The sequence below is a fragment of the Vibrio sp. SCSIO 43136 genome (assembly GCF_023716565.1).
Taxonomy (GTDB): domain Bacteria; phylum Pseudomonadota; class Gammaproteobacteria; order Enterobacterales; family Vibrionaceae; genus Vibrio.
The window spans coordinates 2,110,052-2,131,682 of the sequence record NZ_CP071848.1 but is presented as its reverse complement, the minus strand read 5'-3'; the positions used below and the strand labels follow the sequence as shown (position 1 = coordinate 2,131,682).

Sequence of the window (21,631 nt, the reverse complement as noted above, 5' to 3'; positions counted from 1 at the left end):
TTACTCGAAACCTCAGAGCCCATAGCTTTGCTTCCTCAAACCTATGTGTTTTTAATACCCATGTTCTAAATGAACCAAGGATAAATATATGAATAAGTTGGTAGTTTTAGGTAGTGTTAATGCCGACCACGTTCTTCAAGTCCCTTCATTCCCTCGCCCTGGTGAGACATTGCACGGTCGCAATTACCAAGTGATCCCAGGTGGCAAAGGGGCCAATCAAGCGGTTGCTGCGGCTCGCATGCAAGCGGATACCGGGTTTATTGCCTGTATCGGTGATGATTCGTTTGGTATCAATATCCGTGAAGCGTTTAAGCATGACAATATCGACATTGCTGGTGTGAAACTGCAACCAAACTGCCCGACTGGGATTGCGATGATTCAGGTGTCTGATAGCGGTGAAAACAGTATTTGCATTAGTGCCGAAGCCAATGCAAAGCTGACTGCGGCTGCGCTAAATTCGGATCTTGAACGTATTGGTCAGGCAGACTATCTGCTGATGCAATTAGAGACACCGTTATGCGGTATTGAGCTTGCAGCAAAGACGGCAAAGGCCGCAAATACTCAAGTAATTCTCAACCCTGCGCCAGCGCAGGCCTTGCCTGATTCTTTGCTTGAATGCGTGGACATGATCACCCCTAATGAAACTGAGGCGGAACTGCTCACAGGTGTTGCTGTGGTGGACGATGAATCAGCAACCCTAGCGGCAAAAGTGCTACATGATAAAGGTATTGAAACCGTGATGATCACATTAGGTTCAAAGGGTGTTTGGCTGAGTCAACGAGGTGAAGGCAAGGTGATCGCAGGCTTCAGAGTTCAGGCTCAAGACACGACCGCAGCTGGAGATACCTTTAATGGCGCATTCGTGGCTGGTCTCCTTGAAAATAAACCTTTAGAATCAGCAATTAAGTTTGCTCATGCCGCAGCAGCGATTTCGGTCACTCGCTTTGGCGCTCAAACCTCGATTCCATCTCGTCAGGAAGTTGATCAGTTCTTAGCTGAGCAACAGTAACAAGGAGCTTTTGCCGTGGCATCAATGAAAGATATCGCTAAGCTTGCTGGGGTATCGACCTCAACAGTAAGTCATGTGATTAACAAAACTCGCTTTGTCAGTGAAGACATCTCGGAGCGAGTGATGAAAGCGGCAAAAGAGCTAAATTACACCCCGTCGGCACTGGCACGCAGCCTCAAAATGAACCGCACCCGAACCCTGGGTATGTTGATGACAAACTCGACCAACCCGTTTTTCGGTGAAGTAGTTAAAGGGGTAGAGCGCCGCTGCTATCAACAAAACTACAATCTGATTTTGTGCAATACGGAGGGCGATAGCGAGCGTATGCGAGCTTCGATTGAAACTCTGTTGCAAAAGCGTGTTGATGGCCTGATTCTGATGTGTTCCACCCTAGAAGGTGAACGTATCGATGTGTTTGACCTGTATCCAGATATGCCCGTAGTGGTAATGGATTGGGGGCCGATTCATTTTGCGTCCGACAAAATTCAAGACAACTCCTTTCGAGGAGGCTACCTTGCTGCCAAACACCTGATTGAATGTGGTCACACTGAAATCGGTTGTATCACAGGGCCACTGGCTCGCTATCAAGCGCAAATGCGTTACGAAGGTTACAAGCGAGCGATGAACGAACATGGTTTAGAGATCAACCCAAATTGGATTGTTGAATCTGACTTTGAGTGTGAGGGTGGGGCAAGTGCATTCGCAACTCTTATCGAGCGCGGCACCCTGCCAAGCAGCCTGTTTGTCTCCAATGACATGATGGCAATGGGTGTGATCAACGCCGCTGCCGCTCAAGGAATTCGAGTGCCAGAGCAGCTCTCAATTGTAGGGTACGATGATGTACACATCGCAAAGTTCATGACCCCAGCATTAACCACGATTCATCAGCCCAAATATCGCCTTGGACAGGCCGCTGTCGATACCTTACTCAACAAGATTGATAAAGTGACAGCCGAACCTCAAGTGGTGCAGCTTGAACCGAGTTTGGTGGTTCGTAGCAGTGTGAAGATACTTAGCTAGTGCCATGACTATAAATTTTCTGATTGAAAGCGAGGGCCGAGGGTCCTCGTTTTTGATTGGGAGGATTGTCTTCCAGACAATCAAACTTGAGATTCATCAAACTTCCCTTCATGAGTTTTAATATTTAGCTTTTACCGAATAGCAACCTAAAATCTTGAGCTATTCTTAATAATATCAGTAGAAGCTAATGAGAGTTTGCGATGGTTTTACATGGCAGCGTATCCGCCCAGTGGCACCAAGACCTGTTTGAAGTGTATGCCTATGGCCCATTCAATGAAGCGGGCGTTTTGCATTGCGCAGAAGAGCTACAAAAAGCAGTAATAGATAACCCGAAGGAGAGTTGGGTTCGTTACGAAGAGTGGGATGATGAGGTTTCCGGTTCCCAAGAAACGATAGATAACGCCGCTCAATTGTGGCTTTGGTACGACTCAATGGGCTGTAAAGCCTCGGCTATACTGGTACACTCTGGCTTCCAAGGCCTAATCGTCGACAAACTCATGACAGGCAACACCAAAATGTTCTTCGACAAACAAGAAGCCCTAACCTGGCTAGAACAACAAAGGGCACTATAATAAACGTGCTGAAAAGTGCATCTTCTTTTTTATAAAATGCCACTCCTCATCTCTATTTATAAAAAATTACTTTTTGATAGTCCTCCTTTGTAAATGCGATTCTCATCATTAATACAAAATAATAAGTACATGTTTTTATTAGATATTACTTGCCACATCACATATTGTAGGGTATTGGTGATGGTAAGGTCATATATTTCATTACGTATGTTTTAGTACGGATTAATGCTTCTAGGGAGATATTTAAATGCTTTACAATGTTGTAAAGGTAGCGACCTTAATGTTGGTTATATTCATTTTTGGTTGTGGCGGAGGAGGAGGGGGATCTGAAGAAAGCACGTCAACAGATGGTAAATCAGATATAACCTTAGATAATATAGCTTATGCTGCATTAGGGACTAGGTTAAGTTATTACCTTCCTACCATTTCTTCGCGCATAGTAACCGCTGTAAATCTTCTCGGTACATCTGATTCAACACGTGTTGCATGTAGGACGATAGATCACAATAGTAGTACGTCATATATAACGATAAGTTCCAACAAGAGTGGAGAGTATTTGGCGAAAGGAGACCAAATAAACATTGATTTCAACCAATGTATAATCTCTGATCTGTTAGATGCTTATACATTGGATGGTAGTATTGACGTAACTTTGGAGTCTGTATCATTTGATTCTGAAGGAAAGCTAAGCCACCTAAGCGCCATAGCAAGAAGCTCAAGCCTATATGTTTACCTTGAATCAGAGTATGGGATTATACCCGAATGGATAAATTATGATGTGGCTCTAGAGTTAAATCAAACAGGAAGTTATAGGTATCAACTGAAATCAAAATCAGAAAGTGGTATTTCTATCGGTGGATATCTAAATTTAACTAATGCAGAATCTATTTTTGAATATGACTTGCTGTCTTCTGAGTACTCAATGGATCTTAATGGTCAGTATAATTATAGTTTGGGTCAAGATCTAAATTATGAGTTATCGACAGAAAGTCCTTTTACGGGAAAATTAGGGCACGAGCCAAAAGCGGGAACACTTGTCTTATCAGGTGAAAGAAGTAACAAAATTTCTTATACAACACAATCTAATGCTGAAATAGAGGTTTCAATTAACTACGAAAATGATCAGCAGGCAGAACTCTACCTACACTACTCAGAGGTCTGGGGGGGTAATGGGTCTTTGTGGCCAATAGGTCGCTATGACTTTCTTGATAGAAATGGCAGCTACAAGTCTCATGTTCTGAGTAGTCAAATAAAGATTTATGGTGATGAAGTTGAGGTTGCAGCTCCTTATTCTGTTGATACGATAAATGATTTCAATAGTTATCTAGTTCTTTATGATAATGTAGAACTCAATCCAAAAATAGAGTTATTTACTACTTCTTATTTTCCTGAGGATATGGAGTTTTATTTAGAAGGAGAGTACATAGGAAATAGAGTGAATTTGAATCATTCTATTGATGGGAATAAAGTGGTTTTGATGGCAGTGCAAGACCTAGAGCCTAACACTACTTATTTTTTAAAGGTAAAAGATCTAAGTTTAATTAAAGATCTAGTTAAAATAAAAACTATCGATGATTCAATATCACCAAATAAACTTTTTTCAATAGGAGAAGACCGCTTTATTACAAATGAAGAGTGGTTCGAAATTTATGCAAGCTACTCCGATGGACATACACCGCGATATATTTCGTGGACTGTAAATAGTAATGCAACAATCCTAAATAATTGGCCTGAATATGACCTATTTAGGGTACAGCATCAAGGTAATCCAGGAGATATTATAACCATCGGAGCTAAAGCTGAGTTTGGTACAATTCCTGAACAATTGGATAAGATCAATGTTCAAGTTTCTGACAGTTCTATAGATAAAAGTTATTTAGAATTTAGTTTCCCAAATGACGAAGATTACTTAGATAGAGCACTGTTTATCGGTGACGTCCTTTATTCTTCAGATAGGTATGGTGATTCTGCACACGTTAGTTTAACTGTGCGAAGATTTGAACACAATTTTGTGACCATAGATTTCTATACTGGTCTGTACATAGACGAGTCTACCATTGAATTTGGAGGAGCATTAGTCGAGTACTTAAACGAAGGTATCGGAACTAAGGCATTTAGTGATAGTTGTAAGATTGAAAAGGTCATACTTAAAGAGCATGAAGTAGAGCGTAAGGACCATGAGTTGATGACTGTGGCAGTTGACCTAGAGTTAATTTGCTCTTCAGGTGAGATTGTTAGAGCTAAGTTGAGAAAAAACAGCAGTATTTTATAAAAAAATCCCGCAGAATCATTTTCTGCGGGATTTCAAATTTAGCGATTAAGCCTAGCGATCAATTAACGATTCGCTTCGTCCGCTTGCTTCGCCTGAATCGCAGTTAGTGCAACTGTGTAAACGATGTCGTCTACTAGTGCGCCGCGAGAAAGGTCGTTTACAGGTTTACGCATGCCCTGAAGCATTGGACCGATAGATACTAGATCTGCAGAACGCTGTACTGCTTTGTAAGTTGTGTTACCAGTGTTTAGGTCTGGGAATACAAATACAGTTGCTTTACCAGCTACTGGAGAGTTAGGAGCTTTAGAAGCTGCTACGTTTTCCATGATCGCTGCATCGTACTGAAGAGGACCGTCAATGATTAGATCAGGACGTTTCTCTTGTGCAATCTTAGTTGCTTCACGTACTTTATCAACGTCTGCGCCTTTACCAGATTCACCAGTAGAGTACGAGATCATTGCAACGCGAGGGTCGATACCAAATGCCGCTGCAGAATCTGCAGATTGGATAGCGATTTCAGCCAGTTGCTCTGCGTTTGGATCTGGGTTGATCGCACAGTCACCGTAAACCAGCACTTGGTCAGGTAGAAGCATGAAGAATACAGAAGATACGATAGACGCATCAGGTGCAGTCTTGATGATCTGGAACGGAGGAACGATAGTGTTCGCTGTTGTGTGAACAGCACCAGAAACTAGACCATCAACTTCGTCGTTTTCAAGCATCATAGTGCCTAGGAAAACTGAATCTTGAAGCTTCTCTCGAGCAACAACTTCAGTCATGCCTTTAGCGCCACGTAGTTCAACTAGGCGAGCTACGTAGTTCTCACGAACTGCATCAGCGTCGATGATCTCAACGCCAGCACCTAGCTCAACACCTTGCTGTGCAGCAACGCGTTGGATTTCTTCTGGGTTACCAAGAAGTACACAAGTTGCGATACCGCGCTCAGCACAGATAGCTGCTGCTTTAACAGTACGTGGCTCATCACCCTCAGGAAGAACAACACGCTTAGCCGCACGACGAGCAAATTCTGTTAGCTGGTAACGGAATGCTGGTGGGCTTAGGCGGCGAACACCTTCAGTGCCTTCAGTTAGAGAGTCAATCCATGGGCCATCAATGTGGCTAGCAACGTGATCGTTTACGAACTCGATACGCTCTTTATCGTCTGCAGGAACTTCGATTGAGAAGCTCTGTAGGTTAAGAGACGTCTGCCAAGTGTTACCTTGTGCTTTGAAGATTGGTAGGCCAGTGTCGAATGCTGGCTTACATAGATCCATGATTTCTGCTGGGATGTCGTAGCCACCAGTTAGAAGGATCGCACCGATCTCAACGCCGTTTTTCGCCGCAAGTGCAGCAGCAACGATTACGTCAGGACGGTCAGCCGAAGTTACTAGTAGTGAACCTGGCTTGAAGTGCTCGATCATGTGAGGAAGAGAGCGTGCACAGAAAGTGATGCTCTTAATACGGCGAGTTTCGATTTCGCCTTCGTTAATGATCTCAGCGTTTAGGTGCTTCGCCATGTCTACTGCACGAGTAGCAATTAGGTCGATGCTCCAAGGCACACAACCAAGAACGCGAATTGGAGAAGTGTTGAAGATTTCCATCACTTTCAGTTCGTTTTGCTTAGCGTTGTCTGCGTCGTCAAAGATTTCAGATAGGTCAGGGCGAGTACGGCCTGCTTCATCTACTGGTGCGTTCAGCTTGTTGATGATAACGCCAGAGATTTTTTTGTTCTTAGTGCCACCGAAGTTAGAACATGCAACCTCAATACGTTCTTTAAGCTGAGTTGGGTTGTCAGTGCCCGGAGTCGCTACTAGCACGATTTCAGCGCCAAGCGTTTTTGCAATTTCTGCGTTCACCTGGTTAGCGAATGGGTGCTTACGAGTTGGTACTAGACCTTCGATCAGTGTTACGTCCGCATCGTTGATTTGGTTGTAACGCTCAACAACAGTCTCAAGCAGTACGTCCATTTTGTCAGTACCGATAAGAGTCTCAGTTTCTGACATTGGCATTGGTTCAGCAAGTTTGATGTCGCTGCTCTGGCCGATGATAGTAGACGTTAGGTCTGGTTGGTCGTTACCGCTACGAGGTTGTGCGATTGGCTTGTAGAACGATACTTTAACGCCCTTACGCTCCATAGCGCGTAGGACACCCATGCTTGCGCTTGTTAGGCCAACGCCTGCGCTAGTAGGGATAAGCATAATAGTACGGGACATGTGAGGAGTTCCTTGACTATCTAAAGACGGCCCAAGTTGTTGTTATAGTGGACTTGAGCGATGCATAAAAAACTGGCTAACCTAGGTTAGCCAGTTTTTATCAATTAAAGACCTGCTAGTTCTGCAGTGTCTTCAGCGATTACTAGCTCTTCGTTAGTAGAGATAACCATCGCTGGGATACGGCTGTCAGCAGTAGTGATAGTGCCTTCGCCGCCGAAACGTGCTTTAAGGTTCGCTTCGCCATCAACTTCGATGCCGAATACGCCTAGACGGTTAAGAACCATCTCACGGATTGGGCCAGAGTTCTCACCGATACCGCCAGTGAATACGATAGCGTCTAGACGACCTTCTAGAGTTGCAGTGTAACCAGCAACGTACTTAGCTAGACGGTGACAGAACACGTCCATTGCGCGAGTTGCTTCTTCTTTCTCACCGTAGTTGTCTTCAACGAAACGACAGTCAGAAGTCACTTCAGTAAGACCTGCAAGACCAGACTCTTTAGTTAGCATGTTGTTGATTTTCTCAACAGAGTAGCCTAGAGCGTCGTGCATGTGGAAGATGATCGCAGGATCGATGTCACCACAACGAGTACCCATTACTAGACCTTCAAGAGGAGTAAGACCCATAGAAGTGTCTACAGATTTACCGTTCTTGATTGCACATACAGATGCGCCGTTACCTAGGTGACAGTTGATGATGTTTAGTTCTTCAACTGGCTTCTCAAGGATGTTTGCACACTCACGAGTGATGAATAGGTGAGAAGTACCGTGCATGCCGTAACGACGGATGCCGTGCTCTTTGTACAGGCTGTACGGTAGAGCGTATAGGTAAGACTCTTGAGGCATAGTCTGGTGGAAAGCCGTGTCGAATACAGCAACGTTCTTAAGTGCTGGGAATGCTTTCTGTGCAGCTTTGATACCGATGATGTGAGCTGGGTTGTGAAGAGGTGCTAGAGTTGCACAGTCTTCGATACCTTGTAGTACGTCATCAGTGATAAGAGCAGACTTAGTGAACTTCTCGCCGCCGTGTACAACACGGTGACCGATAGCTGCTAGGTTTTCAGCTAGTTCTGGCTTAGATGCGATGATAGATTCTACCATGAACGCTAGAGCTTCTTCGTGAGCTGCGCCTTCACCAAGTTGTGCTTCGTGCTTGCCATCAAGTTTCCACTTGATACGTGCTTCAGGAAGGTGCAGACATTCTGCAAGACCTGTTAGGTGCTCGTCACCGTTTTCTGCATCAACGATTGCGAACTTAAGAGAAGAACTACCGCAGTTCAAAACTAAAACTAGCTTAGACATGAGTGATTACCTGTTAGTGGTCTAATCTATCCAAGTGATAGATCAGTTATTAATAAATACCAATCACAGAACAGGCGGAATATTGCTACTCCGCCTATCCTGACAAAAATGTACTTCCATATATAGAGGCATACCTTATATGACAAAGGTATGTTTGCTGTCCTAGCAAGTTGGCTCAATAAGTTGCTTAAATTGTAAATAAGAGCAACAATGAGATTGAGGCTTTGCTAATGATAGCGATAATGGCTCAATATAACAAAAAATTGCGTAAGCATTTTAACTAGAATCAATTTTTTTGCAGCTTTTTTTTAATCGTTGCGTATTTATTTTAGTGAGAGAGGTCGATATGAATGATAAAGTCGGTTTGATTCACAGCCTGAAAGATGGGCAGAAATACATGGATAACTGGCCGATGCGTAAGGAGCTTGCTCCTCTCTTTCCCGAGCAACGGATCATCAAGGCCACCAAGTTCGGTATCAAAGTGATGCCAGCGGTGGCAGCTATCAGCGTTCTGATGCAAATGTCTTTCAACAACTACCAAGCCATGCCACAGGCGATTGTCGTTGCACTATTCGCAATCAGTCTTCCTTTACAAGGGATGTGGTGGTTAGGCAACCGCTCAAACACCCAACTGCCACCCGCACTTGCTGGATGGTATCGAGAATTGCATTCAAAAATTTTGGAGTCGGGCGGCGCTTTAGAACCAATCAAAGCCAAGCCGAGATATAAAGAGTTAGCTCGCATCTTGAATCGAGCATTCAGACAGCTCGACAAGTCAGCCCTAGAGCGCTGGTTCTGATTAAAAACCCAAACCACTGATTCGAAGATGCCACACTGAGTTGTGGCATTTTTTTGCGCTTAATTTGGCCTCGAAAGGTCAACACGCCCTAATGTCAACCCTGCTTGGGGAAATAACCCTTATCAAATTTGTGTGCTTTTTAAACAATATAAACAGTCGATAGTTCTGTAAGAGATTGTTCGTCAATTGTTCAAATTGTTGGTTTTGTGCGCTACCTATCACTTATCCGTTGTTTTGTTATTTTGCTGTTACACACTGCTTCACTTTTAATCGTCTGGCTGGTAAAAAAGTGTACAAGTGCGTAAATCTATGCGTACAAATCGAGAATAATAAAATGCTGAGGGTTAAGCATTTTTCCCTTAAAACAGGTCTCAGCACCATTTGCTGAATCAAGGAGTCAAGATGAAAGCAAACCGTATTCTAATCGCCGCATGTCTTGCTGGCGCTGCACTAATTTCCTCTCCGGCTGTGATGGCTAAAGTTGCCAAAGTCGCGGTTTCTCAAATTGTTGAACACCCTGCATTGGACGCAACTCGTCAAGGTCTCCTTGATGGGCTAAAAGCGAAAGGCTACGAAGAGGGTAAAAACTTAGAATTCGATTATAAGACGGCGCAAGGCAACCCAGCGATTGCGGTGCAGATTGCACGTCAATTTGTTGGTGAAAATCCAGATGTTCTGGTCGGCATCGCCACACCTACAGCGCAGGCATTGGTATCAGCAACTCGTAATATTCCAGTGGTCTTTACGGCGGTTACCGATCCAGTGGGCGCTAAACTGGTTAAGAAACTAGAAAAACCGGGCAAGAATGTCACTGGTCTGTCGGATCTTTCTCCGGTTGAGCAGCATGTTGAACTGATCAAAGAGCTGATGCCATCGGTGAAATCGATTGGCGTAGTTTACAACCCGGGTGAAGCGAATGCGGTTAGCTTGATGGAGCTACTAAAAGCGTCGACTGAGAAACACGGTATCGAGCTAGTTGAAGCTACGGCGCTGAAAAGTGCTGACGTGCAAACGGCGACTCAAGCGATCTCTGCGAAATCAGACATCATTTACGCACTGATCGATAACACAGTCGCAAGTGCCATTGAAGGTATGATCGTGGCAGCTAACCAAGCGAAAACGCCAGTATTTGGCGCTGCAACTTCTTATGTAGAGCGTGGTGCGATAGCAAGCCTTGGTTTTGACTACTACCAGATTGGTGTACAGACCGCAGATTACGTAGCGGCAGTGCTTGAAGGTACCGATCCTGGCTCACTAGATGTGAAAGTGGCTAAAGGTTCTGATCTTGTAGTGAATGCAACTGCGGCTAAGAAGCTTGGTTTTGAAATTCCATCATCAGTAATGGACCGTGCTACTAGTGTTAAGTAGCTTTCAATGTGTGGAGTTCTGCTCTCCCCCTTTCTAAGGGGGAGTTGGAGGGGGTTCTGCGCAGAGGTTAAGTCAAATGATAAACTGAAAGTCAGCTCAGAACCCCTCCTAACCTCCCCTTAGAAAGGGGAGGAACTAGAACTCCACACGCTATAAGTCCTTCCCCAAAAAAGCAGAAAAAGGAGTTGTTATGTCTGCTTTCGCCTTCTTTGGCGCATTAGAAATTGGCCTTATTTATGGCCTCGTAGCGTTAGGTGTCTACCTAACGTTTCGTGTTTTAGATTTCCCCGACCTGAGTGTTGACGGAAGTTTCCCTATGGGGGCCGCCGTGGCTGCGACGGCGATTGTTGCTGGCATTAACCCATGGATAGCTACGATGTTGGCTATTTTGGCGGGGGCTGCGACTGGCTGGGTGACGGCTTTTTTGAGTGTTCGTTGTGGCATACTGCATTTGCTCGCCTCGATTCTCACTATGATCGCCGCTTTCTCGGTGAACATCCGCATCATGGGGCGTCCTAATATGGCGCTGCTCGGGGAGGATACTATCTTGACCCCGTTTGAAGCTTTAGGTGACTCCATGTATATCCGCCCATTGGTGGTGGCGGTACTGGTGCTGATCTCAGCGATTTTCATTGTGCGCTTACTTAACAGTGATTTTGGATTGGGCATGCGAGCGACAGGTGTGAATGCACGCATGGTGGCAGCGCAGGGCGCAAGCACGGCTTTCTATACCTACTTCTGTTTGGCGCTGTCGAACGGTTTTGTTGGTTTTGCTGGTGCACTGTTTGCTCAAACTAACAGCTTTGCGGATGTCACCTCGGGTGTTGGTACTATTGTTGTCGGTCTTGCGGCAGTCATACTCGGCCAAACCTTGATCCCAGGGCGCAAGATCTGGGTGGCCGTGGTTGCGGTTATTCTCGGCTCTGTACTCTATCGCCTTGCTGTCGCTTTTGCCTTAAGTTCAGGCATGTTTGGTCTACAAGCATCAGATCTTAACTTGGTCACGGCGGTTCTCGTGGCACTTGCATTAGTTGCTCCGAAAATGAAAGGGCGTTTGAAAGCCAAGCAAGGTTTAAAAGCGTCAAAAGCCAAAGCATCAAATAAGGAGGTCGCATGATCCATTTAGAAGATATTCAAGTGACCTTCAATGCTGGCACTATCCTAGAAAACCGAGCACTTAGAGGTGTTGACCTTACGGTTCCTGAGCATCAGTTTTTGACAGTGATAGGCTCTAATGGTGCAGGTAAATCTACACTGCTTGGTGCGGTAACAGGTGAAACTCCAATGGCGGGCGGCAAGGTGCTTATCGACGATACCGATATGACCCAATGGAGTGTAGACAAGCGTGCGTCACAGTGTGCGCGAGTCTTTCAAGACCCATTGGCAGGCACTTGTGGTGATTTGACCATAGAAGAGAACATGGCATTGGCCTATATGCGTGGTAAAAAACGTGGTTGGAGCCTGTCTCTTTCAAGTAAACGTCGTGAGTTGTTCCAAGAGCGGATAAGTATTCTAGGGCTGGGCTTAGAAGACCGACTCGGCGATAGCATTGGCTTGCTATCTGGTGGTCAACGCCAAGCGGTGAGTTTGGTGATGGCAACCTTATCAGACAGTAAGTTATTGCTACTAGATGAACACACCGCCGCACTCGACCCACGAATGGCGGCATTTATTATCGATTTGACCAAAAAGATCGTTCAGGAGTTTAATCTGACCGTCATGATGGTGACTCACTCAATGAAAGATGCATTAGCTTGCGGTGATCGAACTGTCATGTTGCACCAAGGAGAAATCGTACTGGATGTGGCAGGTGATGAACGTGCCAATATGCAAGTGCCCGATCTACTTGAGATGTTTTCCAAAGTGCGTGGAGAAGAACTGGCTGACGACAGTTTATTACTTAACTAGCTTTATCGTCCTACGCCCCAAAACTCACCCATCCCTCTTGCTCGCAAGGGGGATTTTTTTTGCTTAAACCTTTTCTAGACTGGAGAAAACCCTACAAGAGAATAACAACTATGAACACCCCATTCCTATTTCACTCGCAAGCGAGCGATGGACTGATACTCGACAAAGGTATCTTGACCGTTACCTTGAAAACTGAACAACTAGACGACTATAAAGTTCAACTTCGTCACGAACCAGATAATGAAGAAGAACTGGTTGATATGACACTGGTTCAAAGGGAGGGGCGTTTATGTTTATGGCAAGCCAGTTTCCCCATCAACCCTGATCGAGACATCACTCACTACGTATTCAAGGTGACTGGTAATAAGCAGCAGTTTTGGCTTGATGACCGGGGTGTTAGCCGTCGTATGCCGGGCAAAGAGTATCACTTCAAGTTCAATGCCGTTCATCGCCCGCCAGCGTGGGTAAAAGAGCAAGTCTTCTATCAAGTGTTTCCTGAGCGTTTTTGCAATGGTGACCCATCGATCAGTGTTAAAGATGGTGAGTATTCACTCAAAGGCGGCACCAAACCCGTGGTGGCAAAAGTGTGGGGCGAGCCTGTCGGTGATCATACCAATACTGGTGGCTGTGAGTTTTATGGCGGTGACTTGCAAGGCGTATTAGACAAGCTGGACTATTTACAGTCGATCGGTGTCACGACCCTATACCTCAACCCAATTTTTGCCTCGTTAAGCAATCACAAGTATGACACTACGGATTACTTCAACGTTGACCCGCATTTTGGTGACAATGCTTTGTTTGCCACCTTGTGTGAACAAGTTCACCAACGGGGAATGATGATTGTGCTAGATGCGGTGTTTAACCACACCTCATCCGAGCACCCGTGGTTTGATAAGTCTGGTAATACTCATGATGGTGCCTTCCACAATACCAATTCACCTTATCGCAATTACTATTTCTTTGAAGGGGATAGCCAAAATTACACCGGTTGGAAAGGGGTTCAAAACCTCCCAGTGCTGAATTTTAACAACGATGAAGTGAAAGATTACATCTACAGAAGCGAAGATGCGGTGATTCGTCATTGGTTACGACCACCTTACAATGTCGATGGTTGGCGTTTTGATGTCATTCACATGCTAGGCGAAGGTGAAGGAGCTACCAACAACGCTCACTATGTGAAAGCCTTTCGTAATGCGACCAAGGAAGAGAACCCTCAGGCTTATGTGCTTGGCGAGCACTTCTTCGAAGCGAGTCAATGGCTTCAAGGGGAGCAAGAAGATGGTGCGATGAACTATTACGGCTTTGCCCACCCGATGCGAGCTCTGTTTGCTAAACAAGATATCGCTTACGATCCAATTGATATCGACGTGGTTGAGTTCGTGGATTGGCTCATGGAAGCCAAAGCCAAAGTGCCATTTGAAAATCAGCTCAGCCAACTCAACCAATTGGACAGCCACGATACCGCTAGGCTGCTAACCTTGCTGCAAGGTGACGAAGCTTTGATGAAAGTTGCGTCCGTATTGCTGTTTAGCTACTTGGGCGTCCCGTGTTTGTATTACGGAACAGAAGTGGGTTTGGAAGGTGGACAGGACCCTGATAATCGTCGCTGTTTCCCGTGGGATCTGGTGGGCAAAACGTCGTGGCAGCCCTTCTTTACCTCTTTGGCTAAATTGAGAAACGAATCCCTCTCGCTTCAATCTGGGTCCTTGGTCACCTTGCACTTAGATGAGAGTGCTTGGGTATTTGCAAGACAAATTGGTGATGACGTCACCTTTATTGCTCTGAACTTAGATCAAGCTACGAAACCTCTAACCATACCGCTGTGGAAAGTTGGCTTTGAACAAGGTGAGCTGGTCTCAAAGCTGCACACTGTTACGGAAAGTGTTGATCGTAATGAAATCAGTGAGGGTGAGTGCAAAGTGGTTTTGGCCGCCAAAAGCGCCGTGATATTCAGTGTTGAGAGGTGATAATAATTCTTAATAGATTATTCGCATTGTCAGTCAATCCATTATAGAATTCTTCCACTTAGGTCCAGATCGTCATTGCGTTCTGGACTTTTTTGCTTAAAGACAATGAGAGTCAAGTCCAGATTTAATCATGCTAACAGCTTCCTATTTCAATTCTCGAGTGACCTTTGTGATCCCAACCTTACTGGCGTTGATTAGTTTGGCAGTTATCACCACGGTGTACTGGTTTCGAGCAAAAGATCACGTCTTTGATGAATTTCATCGAGTAGAACAAGCATTAGTTAGGGCGGCGAAAGTCGTCTCTGCATTAGATTATAATCTGAGCAATCAGTTGGCGGCTAGAACGGAGCTTAACTTCGCCCATCGATTTGAGTTAAGCGAAGGCCTGTGTAGCATAGAGCCGACAGAGGCTTATGTGCGGGTAAAAGAGAAGCAAGATAATATTCCTGCCATCAATATCGATTACTTGATCAAATCTGAAGCGAAGTTTTGCTTGGAAGCTGATAATAGCCGAGAAATTGGCGAGAAGCTCTCGCTTGCACCACTGCTTTCTTTTCTCAACGATATCGACCCAAATATTGCACGAACTCGTTACATCGATAGAGCGGGTTATGTCGTCTCTTCTCCAGGCGGGTACGCTCGCCAACTCAATAAGTCCCAGTTTGATATGCAGATGCAAAGTCCCTATTGGTTTACGACGACCCAGTTTCGTACCCTGATCGACTTAGAAGGGCCGAGTCATTCTGATGTTTTGGGAGAGCAAGTGTTGAGTTTGGTGACGGCCGTTTATCGAGGTGGAGAGCATCAGGGGATATTGTCTATCGACCTTAACCTATTTGAGCTGCTTGGGCAGGTAAGTTTACTCCATCGAGAAGTCGGTCTGCGGGAACATCGTGCGTTAGACAAGCAAACAAGCATAATTTGGCGCAGGGATATCAAAATTGATGGCCTGATGACCAACCATGAGTTGTACTACTCCTTAGATTGGGAGCGAGAGTTTCACTATTACTTTGAGCAAGAGAAATACGGACTATTGCTGATATTTGTCATGTACCTGATGGTGATTTTGTTCTTGAAGTCAGTGAACTCGAAGCTAGAAAAAGATCATTTTCAGAAGATGGCTTACTTAGACCCACTGACAGGGATACTCAACCGACGTGGTTTGGAAAAGGCGTGGCAGGAACGTCCACGAACTCAACATATCGGTGTAATGCTGATTGATATTGATAACTTCAAGCTTATCAACGACAGCATGGGGCATGATTGTGGTGATGAAGTCATTCGTTTTGTTGCAAAAAACTTGCTGGAAAACATCAACCCGGAGTCTGTCGTGGCACGATTTGGCGGCGAAGAGTTCGTTGTGATCCTTAACGCCCCCACTCGCAAACAGCTTAACCAGTTAGCGACCGATATTCATGCACAAGTGACAAAACAGTCCTATCAAGTGATTGAGCAGGGTTTCACCACTTCTGGCGGGATCAGTGTTGCTGCAGATGCACTTGATGCGGATTTGGAAAAGTTATTAAAGGCGGCAGATAATCGACTCTACCGCGCGAAGAATAATGGCAAGGACCAACTAGTTTGGTAACAGTAGTTCGTCATGAGCACGCTGCAAGCGCTCGACGATAGGTGCTGCTTTATTGAAGGTGCGGATCTCGCGAAACAGCTCCATTGCTTGTGGGTAATGGTTTCTTAGGTAAGCAAACCATTGCTTGACACGATTGGGGTAGTACAACCCTTTATCCCCTTTAATCTCGTATTGAGAGTACCTTACCAGTAGAGCGACGACTTCATGCCAAGGCATGGCAGGGGCGTTGTGCTTAACCATGTTGCCAAGGTTTGGTACGTTGAATGCGCCTCGGCATACCATAAGAGAATTCACACCCGTTACTTGCATGCAGCGCTGGCCATCTTGATAGTTCCAGATTTCACCATTAGCGGTAAGCGGTATGTGGCAACGTTTGGCTACCTCTCCGATGTATTCCCACTTAATCTCACTGGCTTTGTAGCCACCAAGTTTGGTGCGTGCGTGTATGGTTAGACCGCTAGCTCCGGCTGACTCGACAGCGTCAACAATCTCGTAGCAATCTTCTGGGTTTTCCCAGCCTAATCGAATTTTAGCGGTGACGGGAATATGCTTTGGCACCGACTCTCTAACGCTAGCGATCAGCTGGTGGATCAGTTCAGGCTCTTTGAGCAGCACTGCGCCGCCGCGGCTTTTATTGACGTTTTTGGCTGGGCAACCGAAGTTCAGGTCGATGCCTTTGGTGCCGAGATCAACACAGCGATTGGCATTTTCGGCCAGCCAGTGTGGGTCTTGACCCAATAGTTGGATATGGACAGGCGTACCAGCACGAGTTTGACTACCTTGCTCGAGTTCGGGACAAAGGCGTGTAAATACGTGATCAGGCAAGAGTTGGTCGACAACTCGGACGAACTCAGTGACACACAGGTCGTAGTCATTGATCTCGCTGAGAAGTTCGCGCATCAAGTGGTCAAGTACGCCCTCCATCGGGCCCAAAACTAACTGCATATTACATCGCCTCAAAAATTCGAGGCGGAATTGTAGAGCGGATGGGCAAAAATGTCACGTTATGCATTTTGCATGGTTGTGGTAAAGTAGCGCCCAATTATCCGACGTTAAAGATAAAGCAGACACTATGTATCAGATCCTTACTTCTCAAGAACAGTGGTCCTTTGAAAGTGCAGAATTTTTGGAAGGTGCAGTTCTTGCTGCCAACTTTGCCGCTAAGCCTTTGAAAGTTGAAACTTGGCTAGAGCCAATGGCTCAGTCAATGGACAAAGAGTTGATTCAAGCGGTTGAGCAGCAAATCCATGCTCAGTATGCAGCACTGAAAACAGGGGATTACTCGTTGCTGGCACTAGTGGGTGAAGACCGAGATAAGTTGGCTGATCTTGCTGAGGGCTTTATGCAAGTCTGGCCGACTATTGAGGAGCAGTGGCAAGAGTTCTCTATTAGCGATGGTACTCTTCGCATGCTTCAGGCGCTGCTGACAACCTTTATGCTGTCAATCGATCAAGAGCAAACTCATGAGCAGATGCGTCAAGCAGGGATGGAAGAGTTACCACAGCTTGAAGACCTCGTGGGTCAGATTGATTTGATGGTCAATGAAGTGGCGTTAGCGGGCGATGAGCTGATGAGCGGCGCACAAGCTCAAAGTGTTAACCCGTACAAAGATATTGGTCGCAATGACCCTTGCCCATGTGAGAGCGGTAAGAAATTTAAGCAGTGTTGTGGCAAATAAAGCCGACTTCGAGCGCTAAGGAATGTTCCAACACAAAGGTTGGAACATTCTAGGTCAAGACGCTTAGTTATTTAGCTGGCTTTGAAAACTGTGCCAACACAAACGGTACTAACGCCACTAGCATGCCCGCAAAGATAACCACTAGCCATTGTGGCATTGATAGCCCAATAAATTCCCAAACTACCTTGCTACAGTCTCCGTAAGCGTTGAATACGTTTGGCATCCACTTGTGCAGTGGTGCCCAATCAGGGAAGGAGACAAAAATATCACAGGTTTTAAATGGTGATGGATTGAACTGATAGTCTACATGTTCTAGAGACAACATTAGTCCACGATAGGCACTAAAGCCCCAACCTGCAAAACCCGCCCAACGAAGAATTGGATTACTTGGTTTGGCTAAACCAACCAAGGCCGCAATACCAACGCCAGCCATCGCAACTCGTTCATAAATACACATGACACAAGGCGCTAGCATCATTACGTGTTGAAAATACAAAGCGGTCAACTCAAGTGCTGCAATGGCCAAAAATAGCGCAAACCAAGACCATCGCGAGGTTGAAAACTGTTTTAGTGGGTACAAGAAATGCAAAATGGTTACCTATTAAAAAGAAAAGCCCTGATTACTCAGAGCTTTTTAACTTGAATTAGTTCTCTATTCAATCACTTTTTAGTGACCGTGAGCCGATGTTGCGGCCTCGATAACTTTATCAGAGTGATGTACTAACCAGCCCATGTCGTAGAACATGGCGGTCATTGGTTCGAGTAGGAATGCGATACCAAATAGACCAACAGTCGCCAATACCACGGTATATGGCAGAGCCATAATTACCATGCGACCGTAAGATAGACGAATCAATGGCGCAAGCGCTGAGGTTAATAAGAATAGGAATGCGGCTTGACCATTTGGAGTGGCAACAGACGGCAGGTTAGTACCTGTATTGATTGCTACCGCAAGTAGGTCGAATTGGTCGCGATTAATCACACCTTCAGTCAGTGCCAACTTCACTTCGTTGATGTAAACCGTACCAACAAATACGTTGTCCGACACCATTGAAAGCAGGCCGTTGGCGATGTAGAACATGATCATTTGCTGATCACCTTCAAGGCTCAATACCGCATCGATCACAGGCTTAAACAAGTGTTGGTCGATAATTACAGCAACAACAGCAAAGAACACCGCCAATAGGGCTGTAAATGGTAGGGCTTCTTCAAATGCCTTACCTAGTGAGTGTTCTTCGATAACGCCAGTAAATGCCGTCGCCAAAATAATCACCGAAAGACCGATCAGGCCAACCGCTGCAAGGTGCAAAGCTAGGCCGACGATTAGCCAAACTGCAATCACGGCTTGAATAACAAGCTTAGCGACGTCTTGCTTAGTACGGCGCTTCTTCTCTTCTTGGTCGTAATCTTCAAGGATTTTTCGAACACTGGCAGGTAGCTCAGCACCGTAACCACAAATCTTAGTTTTCTCGACGAGAACGGTGGTGATCAAACCACAGAACAGCACGGGTAGGGTGACTGGCAACATACGAAGAATGAACTCGCCAAACATCCAGTGTGCTTGGTCAGCAATGATTAGGTTTTGAGGTTCACCTACCATAGTCATTACACCACCAAGTGCTGTACCTACACCTGCGTGCATAAGCAGAGAACGCAAGAATGCGCGGTAATCTTCAAGGTCTTCACGAGTTACTTCGTTTAAGTGGTCATCACTGGTGTGGTCGTGGTTGGCGTTAGAGCCTTTGCCTGAAACTACTTTGTGGTAAATAGCATAGAAGCCAACAGCAACGCTGATCACAACAGCGATTACAGTCAGTGCGTCAAGGAAAGCAGAAAGAAAAGCGGCTGCTGCACAGAAAGCAACAGATAGCATCGCTTTAGAGCGTACACCTAGCAGTATTTTAGTGAAGATAAACAGTAAAAGCTGTTTCATGAAGTAGATACCAGCGACCATAAAGATCAGTAGTAGTAATACTTCGATATTGGCAACAAGTTCATGTTTGACTTGGTCTGGAGAGGTCATTCCAATCGCAACGGCTTCGATGGCAAGCAGACCACCAGGTTGCAAAGGGTAACATTTTAGGGCCATTGCTAGGGTGAAGATAAACTCAATAACGAGTAACCAACCTGCAGCAAAAGGGCTGACAAAGAAAAAAACGATTGGGTTGATAATTAGGAAAGCAATAATAGCGACTTTATACCAGTCAGGGGCTTTCCCTAGAAAGTTCTTAATGAACGCACTTCCGAGAGTTTTCGGCATGATTTAGCTCTTTTTTGTAAAAATTGACACTACGAGTGTGTCTACTTCCCTGTTTAGAGAAATCTAAAGTTTTCTCCAAACTGTCTAACAAACAAAAAAGGACATAGAATGGCAACGAATCAGATCAACAATGAATTGACATGCCATGTTCTTCCCTGAGCAGACAAGCACTCCTTAATTCGACCGCAACTCTACTCCTACCTAACATATAGTCAATAGCTAAATGTTATTGCTTCGATGAAAGTTTGAAATAGACGATAGTTTGCAGTCGTAACTGATGAATAAAAATACACGAGATTACATTTTGTTACATATGGTAGCGTTTTGAAAACTATTCTGTAATGCTATGTTTTTAATAATTTATTTTTGAAATTTTCCGGTTAAATTTTGAAAATTGTATTACTTATACCGTAATAATTAACCAAAGGAGCGTATGAAATCTTAGGTTGTTCAAATGTTGCGAAAGTTGAAAAGTGCGACATAATTCACGTTGGACTCAAAACTGTCATATAACCACTTAATTACAAAGATTAATTTGTTTGTTGTTGATAATCTTGTGAGGCGAGATTTCCGCAATTGGCTTTTCAGTGGTATGATGAGTGCAATTTTGTATATCGAAACCCAACGGGTCATAGAATTCATGGTTATAAAGGCAAAAAGCCCAGCAGGTTTTGCTGAGAAATATATTATTGAGAGCATTTGGAAAGGGCGTTTCCCACCGGGCTCAATTCTACCTGCGGAGCGAGAGCTTTCAGAACTTATTGGTGTGACGCGTACTACACTGCGTGAAGTACTGCAGCGTTTGGCGCGTGATGGTTGGTTGACGATCCAACACGGTAAGCCAACCAAAGTAAACCAGTTTATGGAGACTTCTGGCCTGCATATTCTTGATACGCTAATGACGCTTGATGCCGAAAACGCAACCAGCATTGTTGAAGATTTGCTTGCGGCACGAACCAATATCAGTCCGATCTTTATGCGCTATGCATTTAAGTCTAATCAAGATGTATCACTGAAGACCATTGATGGTGTGCTGGAATCATGTGAGCAACTGCTAGCAGCTGAAAGCTGGGATGCTTTTGTTGAAGCGTCTCCTTATAAAGAGAAGATCAAACAGAACGTAAAAGATGATAGCGAGAAAGATGAATCCAAGCGTCAAGCTGCTTTGATCGCTAAGACGTTTAACTTTTACGATTACATGTTGTTCCAGCGTCTCGCTTTCCACTCTGGAAATCAAATCTACGGTCTGATTTTCAATGGCGTGAAAAAGCTTTATGACCGAGTGGGTAGTTACTACTTCTCTAGCGATGAAGCTCGCCAGTTGGCGCTTCAGTTCTACCGTGATCTACGTGAAGTGTGTGCTAACGGCCAGCGTGATGCTCTACCAGTACTTATCCGTCAGTACGGTATTGAAAGTGGTCAGATTTGGAATCAACTAAAAACCACGCTACCACAAGACTTTACGGAAGATGATTCCTAATCAGTATTGATTTCTATTTGAATGAGCCCGCTTTTAAGCGGGCTTATTTTTTACCAGTGATACCAATGCTACTGATTATGTGATTTTGTAAAGCGCTGGACAGATTTTCTCTAGCAAGGAAGAAATCTTATGCCTAGCAAGGACTAGGGATATGATTTCTGACGCCGCTAGAGGAAATATGGACAAGCTAGACTGA

General features: G+C 45.0%; 17 protein-coding genes. 12 read left to right on the top strand and 5 right to left on the bottom strand.

Annotated elements, in window-relative coordinates:
• Positions 1 to 88: 88 nt before the first annotated feature.
• The 4 genes from rbsK (at position 89) to J4N39_RS10025 (ending at position 4,873) form a co-directional block, all read left to right on the top strand.
• Positions 89 to 1,009: a ribokinase gene (gene rbsK, locus J4N39_RS10040; RefSeq protein WP_252018735.1), complete on the top strand. Its 921-nt coding sequence runs from the start codon at positions 89 to 91 to the stop codon at positions 1,007 to 1,009.
• 15 nt (positions 1,010 to 1,024) lie between these two features.
• Positions 1,025 to 2,029, top strand: coding sequence for a substrate-binding domain-containing protein (locus J4N39_RS10035; protein ID WP_252018733.1), 1,005 nt, complete (start codon positions 1,025 to 1,027; stop codon positions 2,027 to 2,029).
• 200 nt (positions 2,030 to 2,229) lie between these two features.
• Positions 2,230 to 2,601, top strand: a complete 372-nt coding sequence (locus tag J4N39_RS10030; RefSeq protein WP_252018730.1) for a hypothetical protein — start codon at positions 2,230 to 2,232, stop codon at positions 2,599 to 2,601.
• Between the two features lie 247 nt (positions 2,602 to 2,848).
• Positions 2,849 to 4,873 carry a hypothetical protein gene (locus tag J4N39_RS10025; protein WP_252018728.1) on the top strand — a complete coding sequence of 675 codons (2,025 nt, stop codon included), beginning with the start codon at positions 2,849 to 2,851 and terminating at the stop codon, positions 4,871 to 4,873.
• Between the two features lie 62 nt (positions 4,874 to 4,935).
• Here J4N39_RS10025 and pta read toward each other — a convergent pair whose 3' ends face one another.
• Together pta and J4N39_RS10015 are read right to left on the bottom strand one after the other, a co-directional pair.
• Entirely contained in the window at positions 4,936 to 7,086 is a 2,151-nt protein-coding gene (pta, locus tag J4N39_RS10020) for a phosphate acetyltransferase (RefSeq protein ID WP_252018726.1), read from the bottom strand.
• A 104-nt stretch (positions 7,087 to 7,190) separates the two neighbouring features.
• Positions 7,191 to 8,387, bottom strand: coding sequence for an acetate kinase (locus J4N39_RS10015; protein ID WP_252018724.1), 1,197 nt, complete (start codon positions 8,385 to 8,387; stop codon positions 7,191 to 7,193).
• A gap of 346 nt (positions 8,388 to 8,733) precedes the next feature.
• On the opposite strand from J4N39_RS10015, the gene yfbV reads away from it, so the two are divergent.
• The 6 genes from yfbV to J4N39_RS09985 all read left to right on the top strand — a co-directional run bounded on the left by yfbV (position 8,734) and on the right by J4N39_RS09985 (position 16,017).
• Positions 8,734 to 9,186, top strand: coding sequence for a terminus macrodomain insulation protein YfbV (yfbV, locus tag J4N39_RS10010; RefSeq protein WP_252018722.1), 453 nt, complete (start codon positions 8,734 to 8,736; stop codon positions 9,184 to 9,186).
• A 471-nt stretch (positions 9,187 to 9,657) separates the two neighbouring features.
• Positions 9,658 to 10,554 (top strand): ABC transporter substrate-binding protein, encoded by an 897-nt coding sequence (locus tag J4N39_RS10005; protein ID WP_503063921.1) that lies wholly within the window; start codon positions 9,658 to 9,660, stop codon positions 10,552 to 10,554.
• A 190-nt stretch (positions 10,555 to 10,744) separates the two neighbouring features.
• Positions 10,745 to 11,671 carry an ABC transporter permease gene (locus J4N39_RS10000; RefSeq protein WP_252018718.1) on the top strand — a complete coding sequence of 309 codons (927 nt, stop codon included), beginning with the start codon at positions 10,745 to 10,747 and terminating at the stop codon, positions 11,669 to 11,671.
• Positions 11,668 to 12,462, top strand: a complete 795-nt coding sequence (locus tag J4N39_RS09995) for an ABC transporter ATP-binding protein (RefSeq protein ID WP_252018716.1) — start codon at positions 11,668 to 11,670, stop codon at positions 12,460 to 12,462. Before J4N39_RS10000 ends, J4N39_RS09995 begins: the two co-directional genes overlap by 4 nt.
• 110 nt (positions 12,463 to 12,572) lie before the next feature.
• On the top strand, positions 12,573 to 14,429 hold the full coding sequence (gene malZ / locus J4N39_RS09990; RefSeq protein ID WP_252018714.1) for a maltodextrin glucosidase: 1,857 nt from the start codon (positions 12,573 to 12,575) through the stop codon (positions 14,427 to 14,429).
• 130 nt (positions 14,430 to 14,559) lie between these two features.
• Entirely contained in the window at positions 14,560 to 16,017 is a 1,458-nt protein-coding gene (locus tag J4N39_RS09985) for a GGDEF domain-containing protein (protein ID WP_252018712.1), read from the top strand.
• On the opposite strand, the gene dusC is transcribed toward J4N39_RS09985, so the two are convergent.
• Positions 16,006 to 16,962: a tRNA dihydrouridine(16) synthase DusC gene (gene dusC, locus J4N39_RS09980; protein ID WP_252018701.1), complete on the bottom strand. Its 957-nt coding sequence runs from the start codon at positions 16,960 to 16,962 to the stop codon at positions 16,006 to 16,008. The two genes, J4N39_RS09985 and dusC, sit on opposite strands and share 12 nt — an antisense overlap.
• Before the next feature lie 127 nt (positions 16,963 to 17,089).
• Between dusC and J4N39_RS09975 the strand changes: the two genes are divergently transcribed.
• Entirely contained in the window at positions 17,090 to 17,695 is a 606-nt protein-coding gene (locus tag J4N39_RS09975; RefSeq protein WP_252018698.1) for a YecA/YgfB family protein, read from the top strand.
• Between the two features lie 67 nt (positions 17,696 to 17,762).
• Here the strand turns inward: J4N39_RS09975 and dsbB are convergent, their stop codons facing one another.
• Both dsbB and nhaB read right to left on the bottom strand, forming a co-directional pair.
• Positions 17,763 to 18,284: a disulfide bond formation protein DsbB gene (gene dsbB / locus J4N39_RS09970; RefSeq protein ID WP_252018696.1), complete on the bottom strand. Its 522-nt coding sequence runs from the start codon at positions 18,282 to 18,284 to the stop codon at positions 17,763 to 17,765.
• 78 nt (positions 18,285 to 18,362) lie between these two features.
• On the bottom strand, positions 18,363 to 19,955 hold the full coding sequence (gene nhaB / locus J4N39_RS09965) for a Na(+)/H(+) antiporter NhaB (RefSeq protein ID WP_252018694.1): 1,593 nt from the start codon (positions 19,953 to 19,955) through the stop codon (positions 18,363 to 18,365).
• Between the two features lie 640 nt (positions 19,956 to 20,595).
• On the opposite strand from nhaB, the gene fadR reads away from it, so the two are divergent.
• Positions 20,596 to 21,435, top strand: coding sequence for a fatty acid metabolism transcriptional regulator FadR (fadR, locus tag J4N39_RS09960; protein ID WP_252023698.1), 840 nt, complete (start codon positions 20,596 to 20,598; stop codon positions 21,433 to 21,435).
• Positions 21,436 to 21,631 lie beyond the last annotated feature (196 nt).

Coding starts and splice junctions, on each gene's coding strand:
- dusC (WP_252018701.1), bottom strand. CDS start 16,962: ATGCAGTTAGTTTTGGGCCCGATGGAGGGCGTACTTGACCACTTGATG.
- J4N39_RS09985 (WP_252018712.1), top strand. CDS start 14,560: ATGCTAACAGCTTCCTATTTCAATTCTCGAGTGACCTTTGTGATCCCA.
- pta (WP_252018726.1), bottom strand. CDS start 7,086: ATGTCCCGTACTATTATGCTTATCCCTACTAGCGCAGGCGTTGGCCTA.
- J4N39_RS10025 (WP_252018728.1), top strand. CDS start 2,849: ATGCTTTACAATGTTGTAAAGGTAGCGACCTTAATGTTGGTTATATTC.
- J4N39_RS10030 (WP_252018730.1), top strand. CDS start 2,230: ATGGTTTTACATGGCAGCGTATCCGCCCAGTGGCACCAAGACCTGTTT.
- fadR (WP_252023698.1), top strand. CDS start 20,596: ATGGTTATAAAGGCAAAAAGCCCAGCAGGTTTTGCTGAGAAATATATT.
- J4N39_RS10000 (WP_252018718.1), top strand. CDS start 10,745: ATGTCTGCTTTCGCCTTCTTTGGCGCATTAGAAATTGGCCTTATTTAT.
- nhaB (WP_252018694.1), bottom strand. CDS start 19,955: ATGCCGAAAACTCTCGGAAGTGCGTTCATTAAGAACTTTCTAGGGAAA.
- J4N39_RS10005 (WP_503063921.1), top strand. CDS start 9,658: ATGGCTAAAGTTGCCAAAGTCGCGGTTTCTCAAATTGTTGAACACCCT.
- rbsK (WP_252018735.1), top strand. CDS start 89: ATGAATAAGTTGGTAGTTTTAGGTAGTGTTAATGCCGACCACGTTCTT.
- J4N39_RS10015 (WP_252018724.1), bottom strand. CDS start 8,387: ATGTCTAAGCTAGTTTTAGTTTTGAACTGCGGTAGTTCTTCTCTTAAG.
- malZ (WP_252018714.1), top strand. CDS start 12,573: ATGAACACCCCATTCCTATTTCACTCGCAAGCGAGCGATGGACTGATA.
- J4N39_RS09975 (WP_252018698.1), top strand. CDS start 17,090: ATGTATCAGATCCTTACTTCTCAAGAACAGTGGTCCTTTGAAAGTGCA.
- yfbV (WP_252018722.1), top strand. CDS start 8,734: ATGAATGATAAAGTCGGTTTGATTCACAGCCTGAAAGATGGGCAGAAA.
- J4N39_RS09995 (WP_252018716.1), top strand. CDS start 11,668: ATGATCCATTTAGAAGATATTCAAGTGACCTTCAATGCTGGCACTATC.